Source organism: Eisenbergiella massiliensis (assembly GCF_003435485.1).
This window is the reverse complement of the sequence record NZ_QVLV01000007.1, coordinates 171845-188694: the sequence shown is the minus strand read 5'-3', so window position 1 is coordinate 188694 and position 16850 is coordinate 171845. Positions and strand designations below refer to the sequence as shown.

Genomic DNA, 16850 nt, shown 5'->3' with positions numbered 1-16850 from the left:
GCTGGAAAATAGTAAATTGATTGTAAGGCCAGGGGGAAAAACAATGGCGAATCAGCAGTATCAGAAATTGAAGATAGAATGTGATGATCTGGAATGGCTTTATGTGCCTGACGAGGTATATGCGGATTACGACGGCTGCAAACGCTGTCTGCAGCTTTTTATACCCTATCGACAGAACCTGGCGGCGGAAGAAACCTTTCCGCTGGTTTTATTCATACCCGGTTCCGCATGGTACCGTCAGGAAGTATATAACAGCCTGCCTGCTTATTCCAGGTTGGCGGAAAGAGGTATAGTTACGGCTATACTTCAGTTTCGGGAGTCAATGATTGCCCCTTTTCCCGCCCAGGTGGAGGACGCGAAGGCGGCGCTCCGGTTTCTGGCGGCAAGGGCAGAGGACTACCATATAGATACGGAACGGATTTTTATTGCCGGAAACTCTTCAGGCGGCCATATTGCCCTGATGACGGCTTTTACAGAATCGCAGGGGATATTTGATACGCCCCTGTATCAGGAGACTCCCTGTCGGATAAAGGGTGTGATTGCGCAGTCGGCTCCTTCGAATATCATGAAATGTGCCAAAGAGCCTCTGCCGCCCGGATTTCCGGAGAACTTCAGGCCTACCAGGGATCTGCTGGGAGTGAAGGAGGTCCTGGAAAGCCCGGAGCTGGCGGAAGCGGCTTCCTGCGGGAAATATATTTCCCAAGCTGCCGAACTGCCGCCGGTGCTGTTATTTCATGGAATTGATGACGTGCAGGTTTCTGTGGAACACAGCCGGGAGCTGTTTGCGCTGCTTAAAGGAGCCGGGAAGGATGCGGCTTATTATGAAATTGAGGGCGGCGGCCATGGAGGAGCGGTCTTCTGGACAGATCGGATACTTGATATTATGGAGACATTTATAAAAGAGAGACGTTTATAATACAAAGGCGTTTATAAAAGAGATACATTTATAAAACAGCGTCATATATAAAAGCGCGGCGGCTGACAGGAAAAGTATTTGACAGCGGGAAGGGAATAAAGTACAATCGACTAAGGTTAGGGGCTGTTTCTTGCTTTTAATCGGCGGCAGGAAGGAAGCGTGGTTTTTATATACCGGCACAACGGACATGCCGGCTGTACGAAAGAGCGGACTTTCGGGGAGGAAGACTGTAATCAGAGGAGCATAGGGCGTCAGGGAAGGTTTCTGCGGAAACATGATAAGCCTATGCGCAGAAGGGAGCAGGCATGAAAAAGAGCAGCATTACGATATTAGGAGGAATACTCTGTATAGCTGCCGTTTTAGCGGCATGCGGAGGAACTGCGGAAACCGGAAACTACACTGCTTTGGAAATCACCTCTTCGGGCAGCGCGGAAACGGTGGAAGAGCTGGAGGCAGAATCGGTTACGGCAACCGGTGAGCCGGAGATAGTGACGATATATTATGGTTCAAGCGTGGGTAAGGAGCTGAGCACCGAGGAGGTAGAGGTTCCGCGGAAAACGCCGGAGACAATCATCGGCGAGCTGCGCAAGAAGAATATTGTATCGGTTGATACCAGGGTAAATGATTTTATAATATCAGAGGATAAGGAAAAGCTTACGCTGGATCTTTCCGCAGGCTTCAGGGACTATCTGAAGACTATGGAGGAAGGAAGCGAAGCCGTTATTATGGCGGCGCTGACGAATTCCTTCCTGGCGGCATATGACGCGCAGGAAATGGTGGTCACGATCAACGGCCAGCGCCTGGAGACGAAGAACCGGGTTTATGAGGAAGGCCTCCGGTTTGTAGATATGCTGGATTAATAATTTCCATAAAAATGTAATATGGACAAAAAGGGCTGCATTTCTGAATTCAGAAATGCAGCCTTCTTCTTACTGCGCCGCGCAGCCGTTTTCTGGAAAGCATGGTTATCAGCGCCACAATAATGATTGCACAGGCGGTGAGGACGACGGCGGACCAGGTGAGCAGAAACGGCCTGGAAAGGAACCGACGGATCAGCAGTTCAATGGAAATACACAGGACTGCGATTTCCGAGAACACATAGAGCGCCGATGCCAGGAAGGAAGAGGAAACCTTTCTGCACAGGGCGGCCAGCAGGATGGCTAGCACCGTGACCACCGCAGTGATAGGCAGGGCCAGCTGGTAGAACCAGCGGGAGCTGGGAGTGTTAAAGGTGATCAGGTATTCGTAAAGTCCGATGGAAAGCCCGTCAAACAACAGGGAAACATAAATGGGAAGCTTGGTATAGATAAAAACAGGAATGGCCACTACCCAGAGGATAATGCATATCCCAATCACATACAAAGACCAGGCGCTGCTGTTGAACACCAGCAGGTTCAGAAGCCCGCAGGCGGCTCCGGCAGCAATGAGCACCAGAGAGTAGAGAATGGCAACATCCTTGTTTTTTACCGTTTCCACCTGACCGTTTTCCTTTGGAAAAGGGGGCACGGAGTGGGTATAGGTTATTTCATTCGGATTGATTACCGGCGTATTGCAGAGCGGACAGCGTTCCAGGGTATCGTCCAGTTTTACGCCGCAGTTTACACAATATGACATATTAAACTCCATTCCGCTGTAAGGATACAGCTTTTTTACTGTGGAAAATGATATCTGCCGGAAGGACCTGCCGGAGGTGCCGGCTGTTTGCGGCTCCGGCTTTTCTTTTTATAAAGGAAGGAAAAATTACTCATCGTCAAAGGTACGGTTGCTTTCGATTTTTACATGGATGCCGTCCTCCACCAGCTTACGGAAAAAATGGCGTTCCACGTCGGCCTCCATGATACAGCTGGCAAAGTTGATGGTCAGCGTATCGTCAAAGCTGATGATGGCGCAGTTGGTGCGGGAGGAAAAGGGCTGGCCCATGTAAATGTCAAACCGGTCGATGTAAGGCTTCATGTCCTCGGGAACCTTCATGGCTCCCATATTGGTCAGGCCGGCCGAGGAATTTTTATCCTGCACCTTCCTGTAAAAGGTCCTGACCACAATGTCCTTCAGGAAGAGGGGCACCACGCGGATAAAAGGGTTGCGGGTGGTGGCGGCGTTTGTGGTGATGTCGCCGCGAAGGAATTTTTCATTGATATAATAGCGCATGTAATTGTGCACCTGGGCAACGATTTCTTCAAAGGTATAATTACCCAGCCTGGGATCAATGGAGGGGTAAACCATGGTGATAAAGTTACGCAGCGTCTTGGACGGAAAAAAACGCCTCAGGTTCACCGGCATGGCGATTCTCACCGGATACAGCTTGAGATGAAAATCCATGTTCTGCTTGTTGAGCAGGGCGTACAGCAGCACGGAATTCAGATATTCGGTTATGGTGGCGTTGTACCTTGCGGCTACGGCGGCTACCTCCTTTACGGACATAATGCCGTCAATGATGTTGAAGGTATGGAACGGTTCCTTGGTTCCGCGCACCCGGTAGGTCTTCTCCGCGGGCCTGGGCGGACAGTAAAGAGCGTTTGCATAGCGCATGTAGGCGTCCTCCAGCTCTTCCGGATCGGGGGCTTCGTTTACATCCAGCACAAAATAGCCGTTGGATATTTCAGCGCCCAGGAGCCGCAGATATACGGCGGTAATTGTCTGCAGCACGCACATGCCCCCGGTACCGTCGCCAAGGCAGTGGTGGCATTCCAGGGAAATCCTTTTCCCATAATAATAAACGCGCAGCAGATAACGGCCGCCTGATTTAAAGTGCATGGGCATACAGGGGTTGTGGATATCCGGCCTGACAAAAGGGCCGGGGCGGTTGTTAGGCTCCAGATAACGCCAGAAAAGTCCCTTGTGGATACATACCTTATAGGTGGGGAAGCGTTTCAGCGCGATATCCACCGCCTGCTGAAGCACTTCCGGCCGGATATCCTCCTTGAGGAGGACGGACAGTCTGTATACGGACGAAAAATCCCGTCTCTGCAGAGTGGGATATACGATGGCGGACAGATCCAGCCGGTACCAGTCCCTGGGGCTGCTGACGGCCGGTTTGACGCCATCCTTTTTTATATGGAAACGAGATGTCATCGGTTTCATTCCTTTCCCGGTTCTGATTGGCATAAAGTCAGTAAAGAATGTCTGTTGTAACTGTGAGGGATACTGAACAGCTAATGTTTGTTTTTATTTATAACGGAGAAGTGTTTCCTTTCCTACAGTCCGTGCGGTTGGGCATGGGCGGCATAATGCGGATTTCCCATGCAGAAGGCCCTGCCGAAACGCGGCCGCTTTCTAAATACTATTATAGAATCATTCCCGTCTTTATGCAAGAAATACACATTTTATGCAGCGGCGGGGAATAAGAAAACCTGTGCCGTAAACCCTTTACGTGATTTTCTTTCTATGATAGGATGAAGACAGGCAACCAGGACAAAAGCAAACCATGCTGTGGATACGGCGGAATGAGAGGAAATATGGCACTTTTTGATAAATCCATAAACGCACTGAAAAAGAACAAAGAGCAGGAGCAGAACCAGAGCCTGATGAAGCTGATTAAAAGGGTGCACAGCGTGGTAGAAAATACGGATATTGAGAAACACCGCCAGTCCCAGGATTATTTCGGCGCGCTGCTGGGCAACAGCAAGGAAATGGACATCACCTCCGTGGATGTGGAGGGGATGCACGGCGAATGGGTGCGGGTCAACCGGGTGCATATGAAAAAGTACGTAATCCTGTATTGTCACGGCGGCGGTTATTCCACGGGAAGCTGTGTTTATGCAAGGACGCTGACCACGAAGTTGGCGTGCTCCACCTCCATGGATGTTTTCTGCTTTGACTACCGCCTTGCCCCGGAATATCCTTATCCGGCGGCGATGGAGGATGCCATGAAAGCATGGAATTACCTGATGGTTCTGGGCTATGGCGCCAGGGACGTAATCGTCATCGGGGATTCCGCAGGAGGAAATATGGCGCTTTCCCTGGTGGTTAAGCTGAAGGAGGAGGAGCGTCTTCTGCCAAGAGGGCTTGTGCTGCTGTCCCCCTGGACGGATCTGACCGCGTCAGGAAAAACCCATGAGACGAGAGCAGAGGTGGATCCGGTTCTGGATGAGGAATACCTGAGGCAGATGACCGAGAACTACGCTGCCGGGCAGGACTATGAAAATCCGTTGATTTCACCGCTTTTTGCGGATGTGACGGATTTTCCCCCAACCTATATCCAGGTGGGTGACAATGAGGTGCTCCTGAGCGATGCCACCATGCTGCACAAGAAAATGATTAAAGCCAACGTACCGGCCCGGCTGGATGTTTATAAGGGCATGTGGCATGTATTTCAGATGTCCCCCTTTAAAACGGCATATGAGGCCATGGACAAGTGTGCGGAGTTTATATTTGATATCTGCCGCTGAGGCGCGGCGGGAACCGGAAGCCGGCAGCTGCGAAACAGGCAGCTGCCAGTTGAAATGATTGGAGAAAAAATTATGGAATATACGATACGGCCGGTAGAGCCGCGGGATGCCGGGGATATCAGCGCGTTAAGGCGGATGCCCGGCGTTTTTGAGACAATTCTGGGAAATCCCGGGGAAAGCAGGAAAAAGACGGAGGACATGCTCGCGGGGCTGGGACCGAACGATTTTATGTTTGTTGCGGTAGCCTGCGACGATGCGGGCGGGGAAAAGGTGATTGGCTCCATCAGCCTGAAGGTAAACGCCAACCCAAGAACCCGCCACGCGGCAGGAATCGGCCTGATGGTCCGCCGGGATTTCCAGAATCAGGGGATAGGCCGGGCAATGCTGGAAAAGGTTCTGGATCTGGCGGATAACTGGCTGATGTTGGTAAGGCTGGAGCTGACGGTCTTTGCGGATAACGAGAGAGCAGTGCATCTGTATGAGTCCCTGGGCTTTGAACGTGAGGGCATCCGCCGGAAGGCGGCTGTCAGGAACGGGGTTTATATGGACGAAATCGCCATGGCGCGTATCCGGGAATAGGAGTGCCGGGGGAGCCGGGAAGGAAATGGAATATCATGGGAATTTTGCATAAAACAGCCCAATACAGGGCCTATAAGGAGGGTGTGGTGCATACCACACTGAATCCGAAGGGGCCGGGAGCGGTGCGGATACATCTGATTCCGCCCAAATGGCATCCTTTTTCGGATGCGCCCTATGTGATGATATTAAACGGCTATTATATCCTTCCGCTGGGCTATTCCTGGGCGATTCTCCTCAGGAATTTTATCCGTGAGGTAAACGTTTATGACGGGCGGCCGATTAATGAGGCGCAGATGAAGCAGGTTATGGATAAGGCAGTGTCCCGGACGAAAAGGGTTTATTATGTAAAAACGCAGGAGCTGCAGGAGGATCTTCAGGAGATGCTTGACCTGCTTTACGGTGTGGCGCGGGGAGGGGAGCCGTCAGGCAATATCGGGCCTCTTTCCCTCCGGGAATATGCGGCGAATATGACGGCGCCGCATCGGATGGATCTTATGGTAAGCTCCATGCTCGACAGGGAAGGAAAATGGAACTGCAGCCTGAAATGCCGGCACTGCTATGCGGCGGGACAGCCAGCGGCAGGCACAGAGGAGCTGTCCGCCCAGGAATGGTTTGAAATCATCGACCGGTGCCGCAGAGCCGGAATCTGCCAGCTTACTTTTACCGGAGGGGAGCCGACCATGCGGGAGGATCTGCCGGAGTTGGTGGAGCATGCGCGCTGGTTCGTCACCCGCCTGAATACCAATGGGGCCAGGCTTACGGGGGAGCTGTGCAGAAAGCTCTATGACGCCAGCCTGGACAGCGTGCAGATCACCCTTTATTCTGAAAATGCGGAAATACATAACCATTTGACCGGGGCGGATCTGCCCGATACGGAAGGAAGCTTTAAGAAAACGGTTCTGGGACTGCGTAATGCTCTGGAGGCCGGGCTGAATGTGAGCGTCAATACGCCCCTGTGCAGGGAAAACAGGGAGTATATCAGGACGCTGGCTTTTTTGTATCAAAACGGCGTCCGGTATGTGACCTGTTCAGGACTCATCGAAACGGGCAAGGCTATGGCGGAAGCCTCCCTGTCCTCCCAGCTGACCGTGGAGGAGATGAATGCGCTTCTGCGGGAGGCCATGGCTTTTTGTTCCCAGCATGGGATGGAACTGAGCTTTACCTCGCCCGGCCGGGCTGATCCTGCGGTGCTTAAGGAGCTTGGGCTGGCGGTGCCCATGTGCGGCGCCTGTCTTTCCAATATGGCGGTGGCTCCGGACGGCAGTGTCGTTCCCTGCCAGAGCTGGCTGAGCGGCAGCGCGCCTTTGGGAAATATGCTGACGGACAGCTGGAAGCGTATCTGGAATCATCCTGCCTGCCGCGCCATACGCGGAATGGAGGAAGAAGACTCTTTGTCCTGCCCTCTGAGAATTTCGAAAACGGAGCCGGAAAGGGAGGCTGATTAAGGATGGACGGGAAAACTCCGGAAACAGGGGAAAAGAAGAAAAGCCTGTTGATTTTCAGCTGTATATGTGCGGTGGGAATCTGTGTGTTGATTGCCTATATCGTAAATATTCTCACGCCTCTGGACAGAATTCTGGATTATCGCGTCCAGGTAAAGGCACAGGAGGACGGCGCTCTGGTAATTACCTATCAGTACCGGTGGAAGGTCCTTAATGACAGCAAGGAGGGGCCTCTTACCTGGGTCAGCCTGGGAATTCCCAATTCCAGATGTGAGCTGCTGGGCTATACTGGTGCGATCAGTGGGCTGAAAAATGGATTTTACGGGGACGGGCTGATTGAGTTTGAACTGGACAGGGCCTATAAAAAGGGTGAGGTGGCGGAGTTTGGCTTCACCATACGCCAGGAGGATATGCTTTGCAGAAATAAAAAGGCCGGCGGCCTGCCCTTTTATGATTTTATGCCAGGATGGTTTAATGAGATTGCGGTGGAACATTATCTTTTTGTCTGGGAGGATGGGACCTATGTGATGGAAACCAATGCGGACAGAAAGGAAGGCGGCTTCTACGTCTGGGAGGGCGGGTTAAAAGAAGGGGAGCGCCGGCATATGAAGGTTTATTGCGACAAGGAGACATTCCGGGATGCCAATATGGTGGAATGGGCGCCTGTGTCGGACAGCCCCGGGGAAAAGAAATCCCTGGATCCCGCCGCAATTATTTTCATTCTCCTGTGTACAGGCTACATAGGCTATCAGGCGGCCTGGGGAAAGGACTGGTATGCTAACGGCCGGGGATTCTGGGGCCGGGGAAGGCGTCCCGGCGGACATGGGGGACATGGCGGATGCGCCTGTGCCTGTGCGGGGTGTGCCTGTGCCTGCGCCTGTGCAGGAGGCGGAAGAGCGGGCTGCAGCAAAAAGGATTTTTATTATACGGCGGAAGAACCTTCTCTGACCGAAGGGGGAACGCATTTCTTACGGCAAAACATGGAGGGGTTAAAATGACTTTGGGTGAGGTATGCCTGCTGACGGATGACGTGGTAAGGCTGGCGGATTTTTACAAAATGCTTCTGGGCGTGGATAACGGGAGCGAGGACACGGTTCATCAGACCATTCTTTCCAGGGAAACCATGCTTACGGTTTACAATGACGGGGAAAGCCGGGAGAATGGCGTACAGAAGATGAGCCTGGCTTTTACCTCGGATGATGTGGACCGGGAATATGCCAGGCTTGTAAAGCAGGGAGTGAGGATTCTGGAAAAACCGGTGACACGGCCATGGGGCGCAAGAAACATGAGTTTCTATGATCCGGATGGAAATATGGTTTATATAAGAAGCCTTCCACCTGAGGCGACATGAAAGGAAAGAGAGAAGGAATGAGGGCGGAGGAAAGTATGGGGGCGGAGGAAATTTTGCGAAAGCACGGGCTTTCGGCTGACGGTTTGCAGCAGTCAAAGTCCGGGTTTACCAATGCGCTTTTTCTCACGGAAGACGCAGTGGTCAAAATATTTACGGAGCCGGGAGGCGCAGGCTTTCAAAAGGAATCCTGGTTCTATGGGAACATTGCCCCCTCCTATGCGCCGAAGCTGTTGGGGGCCGGGGAGGATTACCTGGTTCTGGAACGGATAAAAGGAGAAGGTCTGTTTCGCGCATGGAGGCATATGACGGATGCGAAGAGGGAGGATACGGTCCGCTGCATTGCGGAAATCAACAGGGAACTGAACCGGACTGCGCTCCCGGAAGGGATGCCCTTGTTTGACCCCTGCAGAAACTGGGGGAAAAAGCTTCTTGGGAGGATGGAGACGGCGTTGGGGAAGCTCCGCCTAAATCAGGGTGTTCCGGAGGAGCTGGGAAGGCGGGCTGCGGAATTTATCAGGGCGAATGCAGGACTTTTGCAGGAGGAAGCATTGTTCCTTGTAAATCCGGATCTTCATTTTGACAACCTGATTGTTGCAGAAGACGGAAAGCTGTTTATGATAGATTTTGAAATGCTGGAGGCGGCGCCTGCGGATTATGCGGTGCATGTGTGGAACCGGATGGAAATCCATCCTTTTAACTATGCCAATGAGGAGGACGATCCTCTGACGCTGCCGGAGGATTACCGTTTTCTGATGACCTGGGTAAGGAAATATGCTCCCGAGCTGTTCGCTTATCCCAAGAGCGATGTTCGGATTGCCATGTATTCCCTGGTATATGAGCTGGAGCTGCTGTGTGATTTTCCAAAGGCCGTCAATCCGGTGGAGCGGATTGGAAAATACCTGGAAGGTGCATGCGGATAGGGCGGCAGGGCGCGGGCTGGTTTGGCTGCGGAAAAAAGAAGCCGGGGCTGCCCGGAAAAATGGGAGGATACGGGGGTTGGAAAAGAAGGAGCTGAAAACAGAGAGAGGGAGCGTGTTTTACTGGATTGAAAAAAATGCAGCGCCCGGGGCAAAATGCATCGTATTCACCCATGGGCTGACCGCCAATCATTCCATGTTTGAAAAGCAGGTGGAATATTTTCGGAGCGCCTGTACCCTGATTACCTGGGATGTCCCGCTGCATGGCATTTCCCGGCCATACCGGGATTTTTCCTATGGGCATTGCGCGCAGGATCTGAATGAGATACTGGAGCGTGAGGAAATAGGGAAAGCGGTTCTGGTGGGCATGTCTATGGGCGGCTATCCCAGCCAGGAATTTGCCTGCAGATATCCTGAAAAAACGGAGGGTTTTATCGCGTTGGACACCACGCCCTTCGGCACCGGTTATTATTCAAAATCGGATATCTGGTGGCTGAAGCAGGCGGCGCCGATGGCAAAATGGTTTCCTGAGGGCCTGCTCAGAAGCAGCATGGCAAAATCCGTCTCCAGGACGGCCTATTCCCGGAATAAAATACTGGAAATGCTGCGGCCCCTGACAAAGGCGCAGATAATAGAGCAGATGGATATCGCCTACGGAAAATTTCTGGATGAAAATAAAGACATGAGGTTTTCCTGTCCGGTGCTCATCCTTGCAGGGGAATATGACACCACGGGTAAGGTGAAGGCCTATTGCAGAGCCTGGGCGGAAAAGACAGGCTATCCGTTGCATATGATTGCGGATGCGGCGCTTTTTTCCAATGGGGACAACGCAGGACAGGTGAACGCGGAGATAGAAGGGTTTATAAAACAGCTATAGGCAGCAGGACGAGACAAAGGCGTGAAGTAAGGAAGAAACGGGGGAAGGGAAATGCCATATATTGATTTGGGAGAATTGCAGTTATTTTATGAAGAGATAGGATATGGGGAGCCGGTGCTGTTTCTGCACAGCGGCTACAGCAGGGGGATTCTGGCCTTCAGCGGACAGCTCCAGCCTTTTTATGCGGCGGGATACCGCTGCTTTTATCCGGATTTCAGGGGGCATGGCAGGACCATGTGCGAAAGTCTGGAATGGGATTCTGCGGTGATAGCGGAGGATATGATACGGTTTCTTGACCGTTGCGGAATTGAGCGGATACATCTTATCGGGTACAGCACGGGCGGCGGTGTCGCCTACTATATGGCGGCCCGGCATCCGGAGCGGATAAAAACAGTAACAGCTATTGGAAACGGCGGCATAGTTGACGATGCGGGAGCGGAGGATTTTGAGCCGGAGGCGCTGGAGGAAAGGGGACAGACCGATTTCATTGAAAAGGTGAAATGCCTGCACGCCCAGGCCCATAGGGGCAACTGGCAGGAGTACTGCAGGCAGGAGGTGAAGGATTGGCGCCTGCATCCTTCGCTGACGGACGAAGAGTGGGGGCGTATTACCATGCCTATGTTACTTATTGCCGGAGAAAACGATGGCTTTGCCACAAAACGGAATCTGGAGGCAATCCGGACTCACTGTCCCCAGGCTGAGATAATGATTGTGGAGGGCTGCGGGCACAGGCCGCATATGCCTATGGAAAAAGCGATAGAGGTTAATAACAGGATATTTGATTTCCTGGGCAGGGCGAAGTGTGAATAGTTCGCCCGTCTGGACTGTTAATGGAAGAGGGACGGGATAATGATTAAGGTAATTACGGAAGCGGATGAAAAAGAAAAGATTACGGAAAATGTTTTATGCAGCCTGCCGGAGTGGTTCGGCATCAAGGAAAGCAGGGATGAATATATCAGGCTCAGCCGGGAACTGCCCTACTGGGCGGCGATTGAGGACGGTAAGCCGGTTGGATTTATTGCATTGAAGGAAACAGGGCCTTATACGGCTGAAATTTGTGTGATGGGGATTCTTAAGGAATATCATAGAAAAGGAATCGGACATCAGCTTTTTGACGAATTCCATAAATATGCGAAGGAAAAGGGCTATCGGTTTATCCAGGTGAAAACGGTGGAGGCAGGTTACTTTGAGGTGTATGACAGGACCCGGATGTTTTATGAAAGCCTGGGCTTCTGCAAGCTGGAATGCTTCCCGCTTTACTGGGATGAATGGAATCCCTGCCTCGTGATGGTCCGCACTGTTTAGCTGGGAAGGAAGGACTGGCATCGATCTTTCTCAGAATAGGAACGATATTTTACCCTTCCTCAGGATAGGGAACCATAATTTTCTTCGCTTCCGTCAGCCCACCGCTTATCATGAAGTCGCGTACAAACTGCAGGATATGGCAGTAGCAAAGGGAGAGCTGTCTGGAAAAGCCCTCTGCGTCGTCCTGCTGCAGGAGGTGAAAGGCCTCCGCGGCAAGCTGATGCAGCGGCGTACTGCTTTCGGTTCCTTTTTCAAAAAAGGCGAAATAATATCCCCAAAGCAGGAGCTGATCCGTTTCAGCCAGGATGCTTTTCAGCGGCCGCAGAGTGAGGTTATCCATGATACAGCGGAAAATACAGGCCAGTGGGTTGCTGTCGGGCAGGGAAATTTCCCGGCCAAGCTGTGCCTGCACTTCCCGGTTCAGCCGGGGGAAGGCGAGGCGTGCCGCGGGGCGGACGGCAATGGCCATGAACTGTGCGGCGCTTAAATATAGTAAGGTGTCTCGGCGGTAGGAAGGGTTTTTTATGCACTGAAAGGCGGTTTCGTTATCCTGAAGGCATATTACGGTGCCTTTTCCGTTTTCCGTACGGGCAAAGCCCAGGTCATTTAGCGTGGAAAGCGCCTTGCGTACCGTGGAAAGGGACACCCGGCAGCTTTTTGACAGGGCGGCTTCGGAGGGGAGGCGTGTCCCGGGCGGACAGGCTCCGGTGCCGATTTTATCTATGAGCGCCCTGGCAAGCTGCATGTAAAAATGATCGCGTCCCATTTGTGCCTGCCAGGTATAGACGGCTTTAGGATCATCGGGGATATCCGGAAAACGGGAAGAAAGGCTGTCCAGATAAAGGCGCACAAGGACCGTGGCATGGCTGTAAAGCTCCCGAAAGACGGATGCGACATCTTCCTGCCGGCCGCTCTCCAGGATTAAAGGGATCGATGAAAGGATTTTATAGTCATTTGAACTGATTTTGTATGCGGGGAACTGTTCCTTCATCAGAATCAGGGGAACCCGGGTATAAACCTCAAGACTTGCATAAAGGTCGTTCAAAAGCAGGCTTCCGGTTTCCTTCAGCAAATCATGGAAAAAAACAGAAGGGATTCCCAGATCATCGTTGGGTTTCTTTTTTTTCGCATATTTTTGGAAAAGGCTGTAGTGCTCCAGATCCCTGAGGCTGTGCGGCTCACCTGTACAGCAGTGAACTGCGGAAAAGGTGAGCAGGGCGGGTATCAGCAGCTCCATTGTTTCATAAACCTCGATAAGGGAGGATTTCCGCTGCAGAACGAAACGCAGAGCGGTATTTTCTTCCGGGGAATCCGGCTGGCGATAGATGACGACCGCGGTTTTGCGTTCCTCCGTATGGATCAGGCCCTCATGGCGGAGTGCATCCAGAACATCCCTGGCCGTGCGCCGCCCCACATGATAGGTCTCGCACAGCCGACTAAGGGAGGGAAGCGGGCTGCCGTACTGACGGCAGCCGGAAAGAATCTGCTGTTTTAAACTGTCATATAAAAAATAGAATAAAGTTTTCTTCTCCTGCATGTTTTCTCCTGGCACATGGTTATATTGATAGCATACCATAAAGTTTTTTCTCAAGCTATATGTAAACGTACACAGATTCATTATTGCCGATGGTTACATTTGCTATTAAAATATAGAAAAATAGGCGTATTTTGACATGTTCCTGTGTTGTAACGGAGAAAAAGGAGTTTTTTATTTAGATGAAAAACGAAAAAAACGCCGGAGGGCCGGCGGCATACGTCATGAAAAGGAAAACGGGAATTCAGTTTTTGATACTGGCTGTTCTTATTGGGGTAATTGCGGCAGCAACTGTGGGCAGCGCAGTGGGATTACATGCGGCAATGGACAGAAGCACGCAGTCCTATGTAAAGGATGTGGCGGCGCAGCTGGCGGCAGATATTGATGGGCGGCTGAAAAACAACAGCGATGAACTGGAATTGGTTGGAGACAGCCTGATACGGATGCAAGACCGGGGAAATGAGGCAGTGAGGGATTATCTGCAGAGAAAATCAGCCATCCTGGATCTTGATTTCATGGCGGTCATCGGTATGGACGGAACAGTGGTTTCAACTTCGGAAGCTGTGGAAAATCTGCGGGAGCTGCCGGGAATCAGGGATTCCCTTGCAGGCAGAAGAGGTGTTTCCTTTCTGGACGGTCAGACAATAGTGTGCTCTGTTCCTCTCTATGAGGGCGAAAAGGTGGTCGGGGCGCTGGCCGGTTCCCGGGAAAAAGAAAATATGCAGAGGATGATACAGGCTGAAAGCTTCGGCGGCCAGGGGCTCACCTGTATTGCGGATGAGGGCGGGAAAGTCATTATTTCTCCTACGGAGCTGGAGCCTTTTCTGCAGCTGGATGATATTTTCAAAAAAGAGTCGGAAGGTGAAACGGCGCAGAAAATTTATCAGATGCAGGAAAATATGAAGATAGGCTGCGACGGTGTTTTTTCATTTGTCGCAGTTGACGGGACGCAGCTGGTTCTTTCCTATAACACACTGAAATCTTATGGGTGGGTCCTGCTCACCCTTGTCCCTGCGGATCTCATATCCTATGAGACGGATAAATATATTATGCAGACCTTCTGCATTGTGGCAGGGACAATCGTCTTGTTTCTTTTTTTCCTGCTTTGTCTGCTTTATATTCAGAAAAACAACCGGAAACAACTGGAAAAAATTGCGTTTGTGGACGCGGTGACGGGAGGGATGAGCAGTATGGCTTTCAGGCTCAGGCTGATGGCGCTGCTGGAAAATGCGCCGCCGGACCGGTATACTGTGGTATTTCTCAACATTCGGAATTTTAAGCTGATTAATGAAAGCTTTGGAAGCAGGGCGGGGGACGATACGCTTCGGTATTGCATGCGTGTGCTGGAACGGAATATTTTTCAGGGAGAGCTGGCAGGCAGAGGGGAGGAGGACAGCTACTACCTGTGCCTGAGGGAAAGCAAGGAGTCTGCTGTCAGGGCGCGGCTTGAGGGGATAACGGAGGATATCAATTCTTTTAATAAAAAAAGAGAGGCGGACACGGCTTATTGTCTGGCCTTCCGTCAGGGGGCATATGTGGTTGAGGAGCCGCAGATGGATATTACGATCATCCAGGATCGTGCCAAGACAGCCTGTCTTTGGCAGCAGGATCACACGCTGGGAGAATGTGTATTTTATGACAACAGATTCATGCAGAGCCTGCGTCAGGAGCATGAATTGACCGCATTGTTCCAGGGAGCGCTTGACAGGGGCGAGTTTCTGGTATATCTTCAGCCTAAGGTCAGGCTTTCGGATGGTAAAACGGCAGGCGCTGAAGCGCTGGTGCGCTGGAGGAATCCGCAGAGAGGTATGATTTTTCCCTCGGATTTTATTCCCGTATTAGAGAAAAACGGGAGTATTTGTAAGCTGGACCGTTATATTTTTGAAAAGGTATGTGAGCTTTTGGCGCGTCGGATGCAGGAGGGGAAAGCGATTTTTCCTGTTTCAGTGAATCTGTCGCGGCAGCATTTCAAGGATCCGGATTTCCTGCGGCAGTTTTCTGAGATTGCGGACAAATACCATATCCCGGACGGGATTCTGGAGCTGGAGCTGACGGAATCGATATTTTTTGATGATCAGGGGATTGAATTTGTGGGAAAATGCATCCGCAGAATGCACAGGCTGGGTTTTAAGTGCTCTCTGGACGATTTTGGCTCCGGCTATTCTTCGCTGGGGCTACTGCGTGAGTTTGACGTGGATACAATCAAGCTGGACAGACGTTTTTTCCTGGATATATCCCAACCAAAAGCAGAGGATGTGCTGATATGCCTGACTGAGCTTGGACGGCGGCTGGGAGTGCAGATTGTGGCGGAGGGAATTGAAAAACAGGAACAGATTGCGTTCCTGAAACGTGTCCGCTGCGATATGGTGCAGGGCTATTTTTATTCCAGGCCCCTGCCTGTGGAGGAGTTCTGGGAATGGCTGGAAAAGAGGCAGGAAGGAGAAGGAAACCAATGAAAATACTGGTTCTTGGGGGAACGCGTTTTTTCGGCGTCCATCTGGTGAATGCTTTGCTGGAGGACGGACATGAGGTAACAATTGCAACAAGGGGGCAGACGGCGGATCCCTTCGGCAGCAGGGTGGAACGTATTATTGTGGAGCGGACCGATGGGAACGCTATGAAAGAGGCGTTCCGGGATGTTTGGTTTGATGTGGTTTATGATGATTTGGCATATTGCTCTATGGATGTAAAAACAGCGTTGGATGCCATTCGGTGCGGAAGGTACGTCATGGTGTCTTCTGCTTCGGTATATGAGCTTTGCCCGGATATACAGGAAACGGCTTTCCGGCCGGAGCAGAAGGCGCTGCTTTGGTGCAACAGAACTGATGTTACCTATGATGAGGGGAAAAGAAGCGCGGAGTGCGCATTGGTGCATAATTATCCCCGGCAGAATGCGGTTATGGTTCGTTTCCCCTTCGTCATAGGGAAGGATGATTACACGGAACGGCTGTATTTTTATGTGCGGCATGCCGTAAAAGGGATTCCCATGTATGTGGATAATCCAGATAGCCAGATGAGCTTTATAGGCTCGGAGGATGCCGGGCGTTTCCTGGCGTCCCTTGCGGATAAGGATGTAACCGGGCCGGTGAATGCCTGCTGCGGGGGAACGGTTTCCGTAAGGGAAATTTTAGAATATGTGGGAAAAAAGACTGGCGCGGTGCCCCGGCTTGAGGATGACGGGGAAGAGGCTCCCTATAATGGGGCGGACAGCTACAGCCTGAATACGGAAAAAGCCAGGGAGGCAGGCTGTTCCTGCAGGGAGCTTGGTAGCTGGCTTTATGGATTGTTGGATTGGTATGTGGAGAGGGCGGAGAAGGAAGCGTTATAAAATGTGAAAATAAATGCAGGTGGATTTCCGCCGGTTTTTTTATGAACAGAGGATGAGGTGTCTTTTTTGCGGGGCGGCAGGTATGATGGAAAAGGAAAGCTGTTCCGGGTTATCTTCATACGAAAAAGACTGGTTGGGGTTGTCATCCTTTTGTCGTAGGTTGCATTGCTGAAGCGGTGTGAGGAGGGGGAGAGAGGATTTCCTCCTCCTTTT

16 protein-coding genes are annotated in these 16850 nt (G+C 51.7%); 13 read left to right on the top strand and 3 right to left on the bottom strand.

Translation table 11 applies throughout. From position 1 onward, the window contains the following. Window positions 1-43 precede the first annotated feature (43 nt). Together DXC51_RS12285 and DXC51_RS12280 are read left to right on the top strand one after the other, a co-directional pair. Window positions 44-916, top strand: coding sequence for an alpha/beta hydrolase (locus tag DXC51_RS12285; protein WP_117544683.1), 873 nt, complete (start codon window positions 44-46; stop codon window positions 914-916). A 305-nt stretch (window positions 917-1221) separates the two neighbouring features. Continuing rightward, entirely contained in the window at window positions 1222-1776 is a 555-nt protein-coding gene (locus DXC51_RS12280) for a GerMN domain-containing protein (RefSeq protein ID WP_117544682.1), read from the top strand. Window positions 1777-1825: 49 nt separating this feature from the next. Here DXC51_RS12280 and DXC51_RS12275 read toward each other — a convergent pair whose 3' ends face one another. Next, window positions 1826-2530, bottom strand: coding sequence for a DUF6320 domain-containing protein (locus DXC51_RS12275; protein WP_021639797.1), 705 nt, complete (start codon window positions 2528-2530; stop codon window positions 1826-1828). A gap of 126 nt (window positions 2531-2656) precedes the next feature. Beyond that, the gene (locus DXC51_RS12270; RefSeq protein WP_243003188.1) at window positions 2657-3997 is read right to left on the bottom strand and encodes an alcohol acetyltransferase; all 1341 of its coding nucleotides are present in this window, start codon (window positions 3995-3997) and stop codon (window positions 2657-2659) included. Window positions 3998-4371: 374 nt separating this feature from the next. On the opposite strand from DXC51_RS12270, the gene DXC51_RS12260 reads away from it, so the two are divergent. The 9 genes from DXC51_RS12260 to DXC51_RS12220 all read left to right on the top strand — a co-directional run bounded on the left by DXC51_RS12260 (window position 4372) and on the right by DXC51_RS12220 (window position 11775). Then, on the top strand, window positions 4372-5304 hold the full coding sequence (locus tag DXC51_RS12260) for an alpha/beta hydrolase (RefSeq protein WP_051358488.1): 933 nt from the start codon (window positions 4372-4374) through the stop codon (window positions 5302-5304). A 72-nt stretch (window positions 5305-5376) separates the two neighbouring features. Further along, complete coding sequence (locus DXC51_RS12255; protein WP_117544736.1) at window positions 5377-5883, top strand: GNAT family N-acetyltransferase; 507 nt, start codon at window positions 5377-5379, stop codon at window positions 5881-5883. A 35-nt stretch (window positions 5884-5918) separates the two neighbouring features. Next, the gene (locus DXC51_RS12250; RefSeq protein ID WP_117544735.1) at window positions 5919-7328 is read left to right on the top strand and encodes a radical SAM/SPASM domain-containing protein; all 1410 of its coding nucleotides are present in this window, start codon (window positions 5919-5921) and stop codon (window positions 7326-7328) included. 2 nt (window positions 7329-7330) lie between these two features. After that, window positions 7331-8323 (top strand): hypothetical protein, encoded by a 993-nt coding sequence (locus DXC51_RS12245; protein WP_181970099.1) that lies wholly within the window; start codon window positions 7331-7333, stop codon window positions 8321-8323. Next, entirely contained in the window at window positions 8320-8676 is a 357-nt protein-coding gene (locus tag DXC51_RS12240) for a VOC family protein (RefSeq protein WP_117544679.1), read from the top strand. The genes DXC51_RS12245 and DXC51_RS12240 overlap by 4 nt, the downstream gene beginning before the upstream one ends. Beyond that, window positions 8673-9596 (top strand): phosphotransferase family protein, encoded by a 924-nt coding sequence (locus DXC51_RS12235; RefSeq protein WP_117544678.1) that lies wholly within the window; start codon window positions 8673-8675, stop codon window positions 9594-9596. The genes DXC51_RS12240 and DXC51_RS12235 overlap by 4 nt, the downstream gene beginning before the upstream one ends. 76 nt (window positions 9597-9672) lie before the next feature. Further along, window positions 9673-10470, top strand: coding sequence for an alpha/beta fold hydrolase (locus tag DXC51_RS12230; protein WP_117544734.1), 798 nt, complete (start codon window positions 9673-9675; stop codon window positions 10468-10470). 51 nt (window positions 10471-10521) lie between these two features. Further along, window positions 10522-11280, top strand: coding sequence for an alpha/beta fold hydrolase (locus tag DXC51_RS12225; RefSeq protein ID WP_117544677.1), 759 nt, complete (start codon window positions 10522-10524; stop codon window positions 11278-11280). A 39-nt stretch (window positions 11281-11319) separates the two neighbouring features. Continuing rightward, entirely contained in the window at window positions 11320-11775 is a 456-nt protein-coding gene (locus tag DXC51_RS12220; RefSeq protein ID WP_025491360.1) for a GNAT family N-acetyltransferase, read from the top strand. A 49-nt stretch (window positions 11776-11824) separates the two neighbouring features. Here DXC51_RS12220 and DXC51_RS12215 read toward each other — a convergent pair whose 3' ends face one another. Further along, entirely contained in the window at window positions 11825-13312 is a 1488-nt protein-coding gene (locus tag DXC51_RS12215) for a GntR family transcriptional regulator (RefSeq protein ID WP_181970098.1), read from the bottom strand. A 179-nt stretch (window positions 13313-13491) separates the two neighbouring features. On the opposite strand from DXC51_RS12215, the gene DXC51_RS12210 reads away from it, so the two are divergent. After that, window positions 13492-15765, top strand: a complete 2274-nt coding sequence (locus tag DXC51_RS12210) for a bifunctional diguanylate cyclase/phosphodiesterase (protein ID WP_243003187.1) — start codon at window positions 13492-13494, stop codon at window positions 15763-15765. Further along, on the top strand, window positions 15762-16637 hold the full coding sequence (locus tag DXC51_RS12205) for an NAD-dependent epimerase/dehydratase family protein (protein WP_025491362.1): 876 nt from the start codon (window positions 15762-15764) through the stop codon (window positions 16635-16637). The genes DXC51_RS12210 and DXC51_RS12205 overlap by 4 nt, the downstream gene beginning before the upstream one ends. Window positions 16638-16850 lie beyond the last annotated feature (213 nt).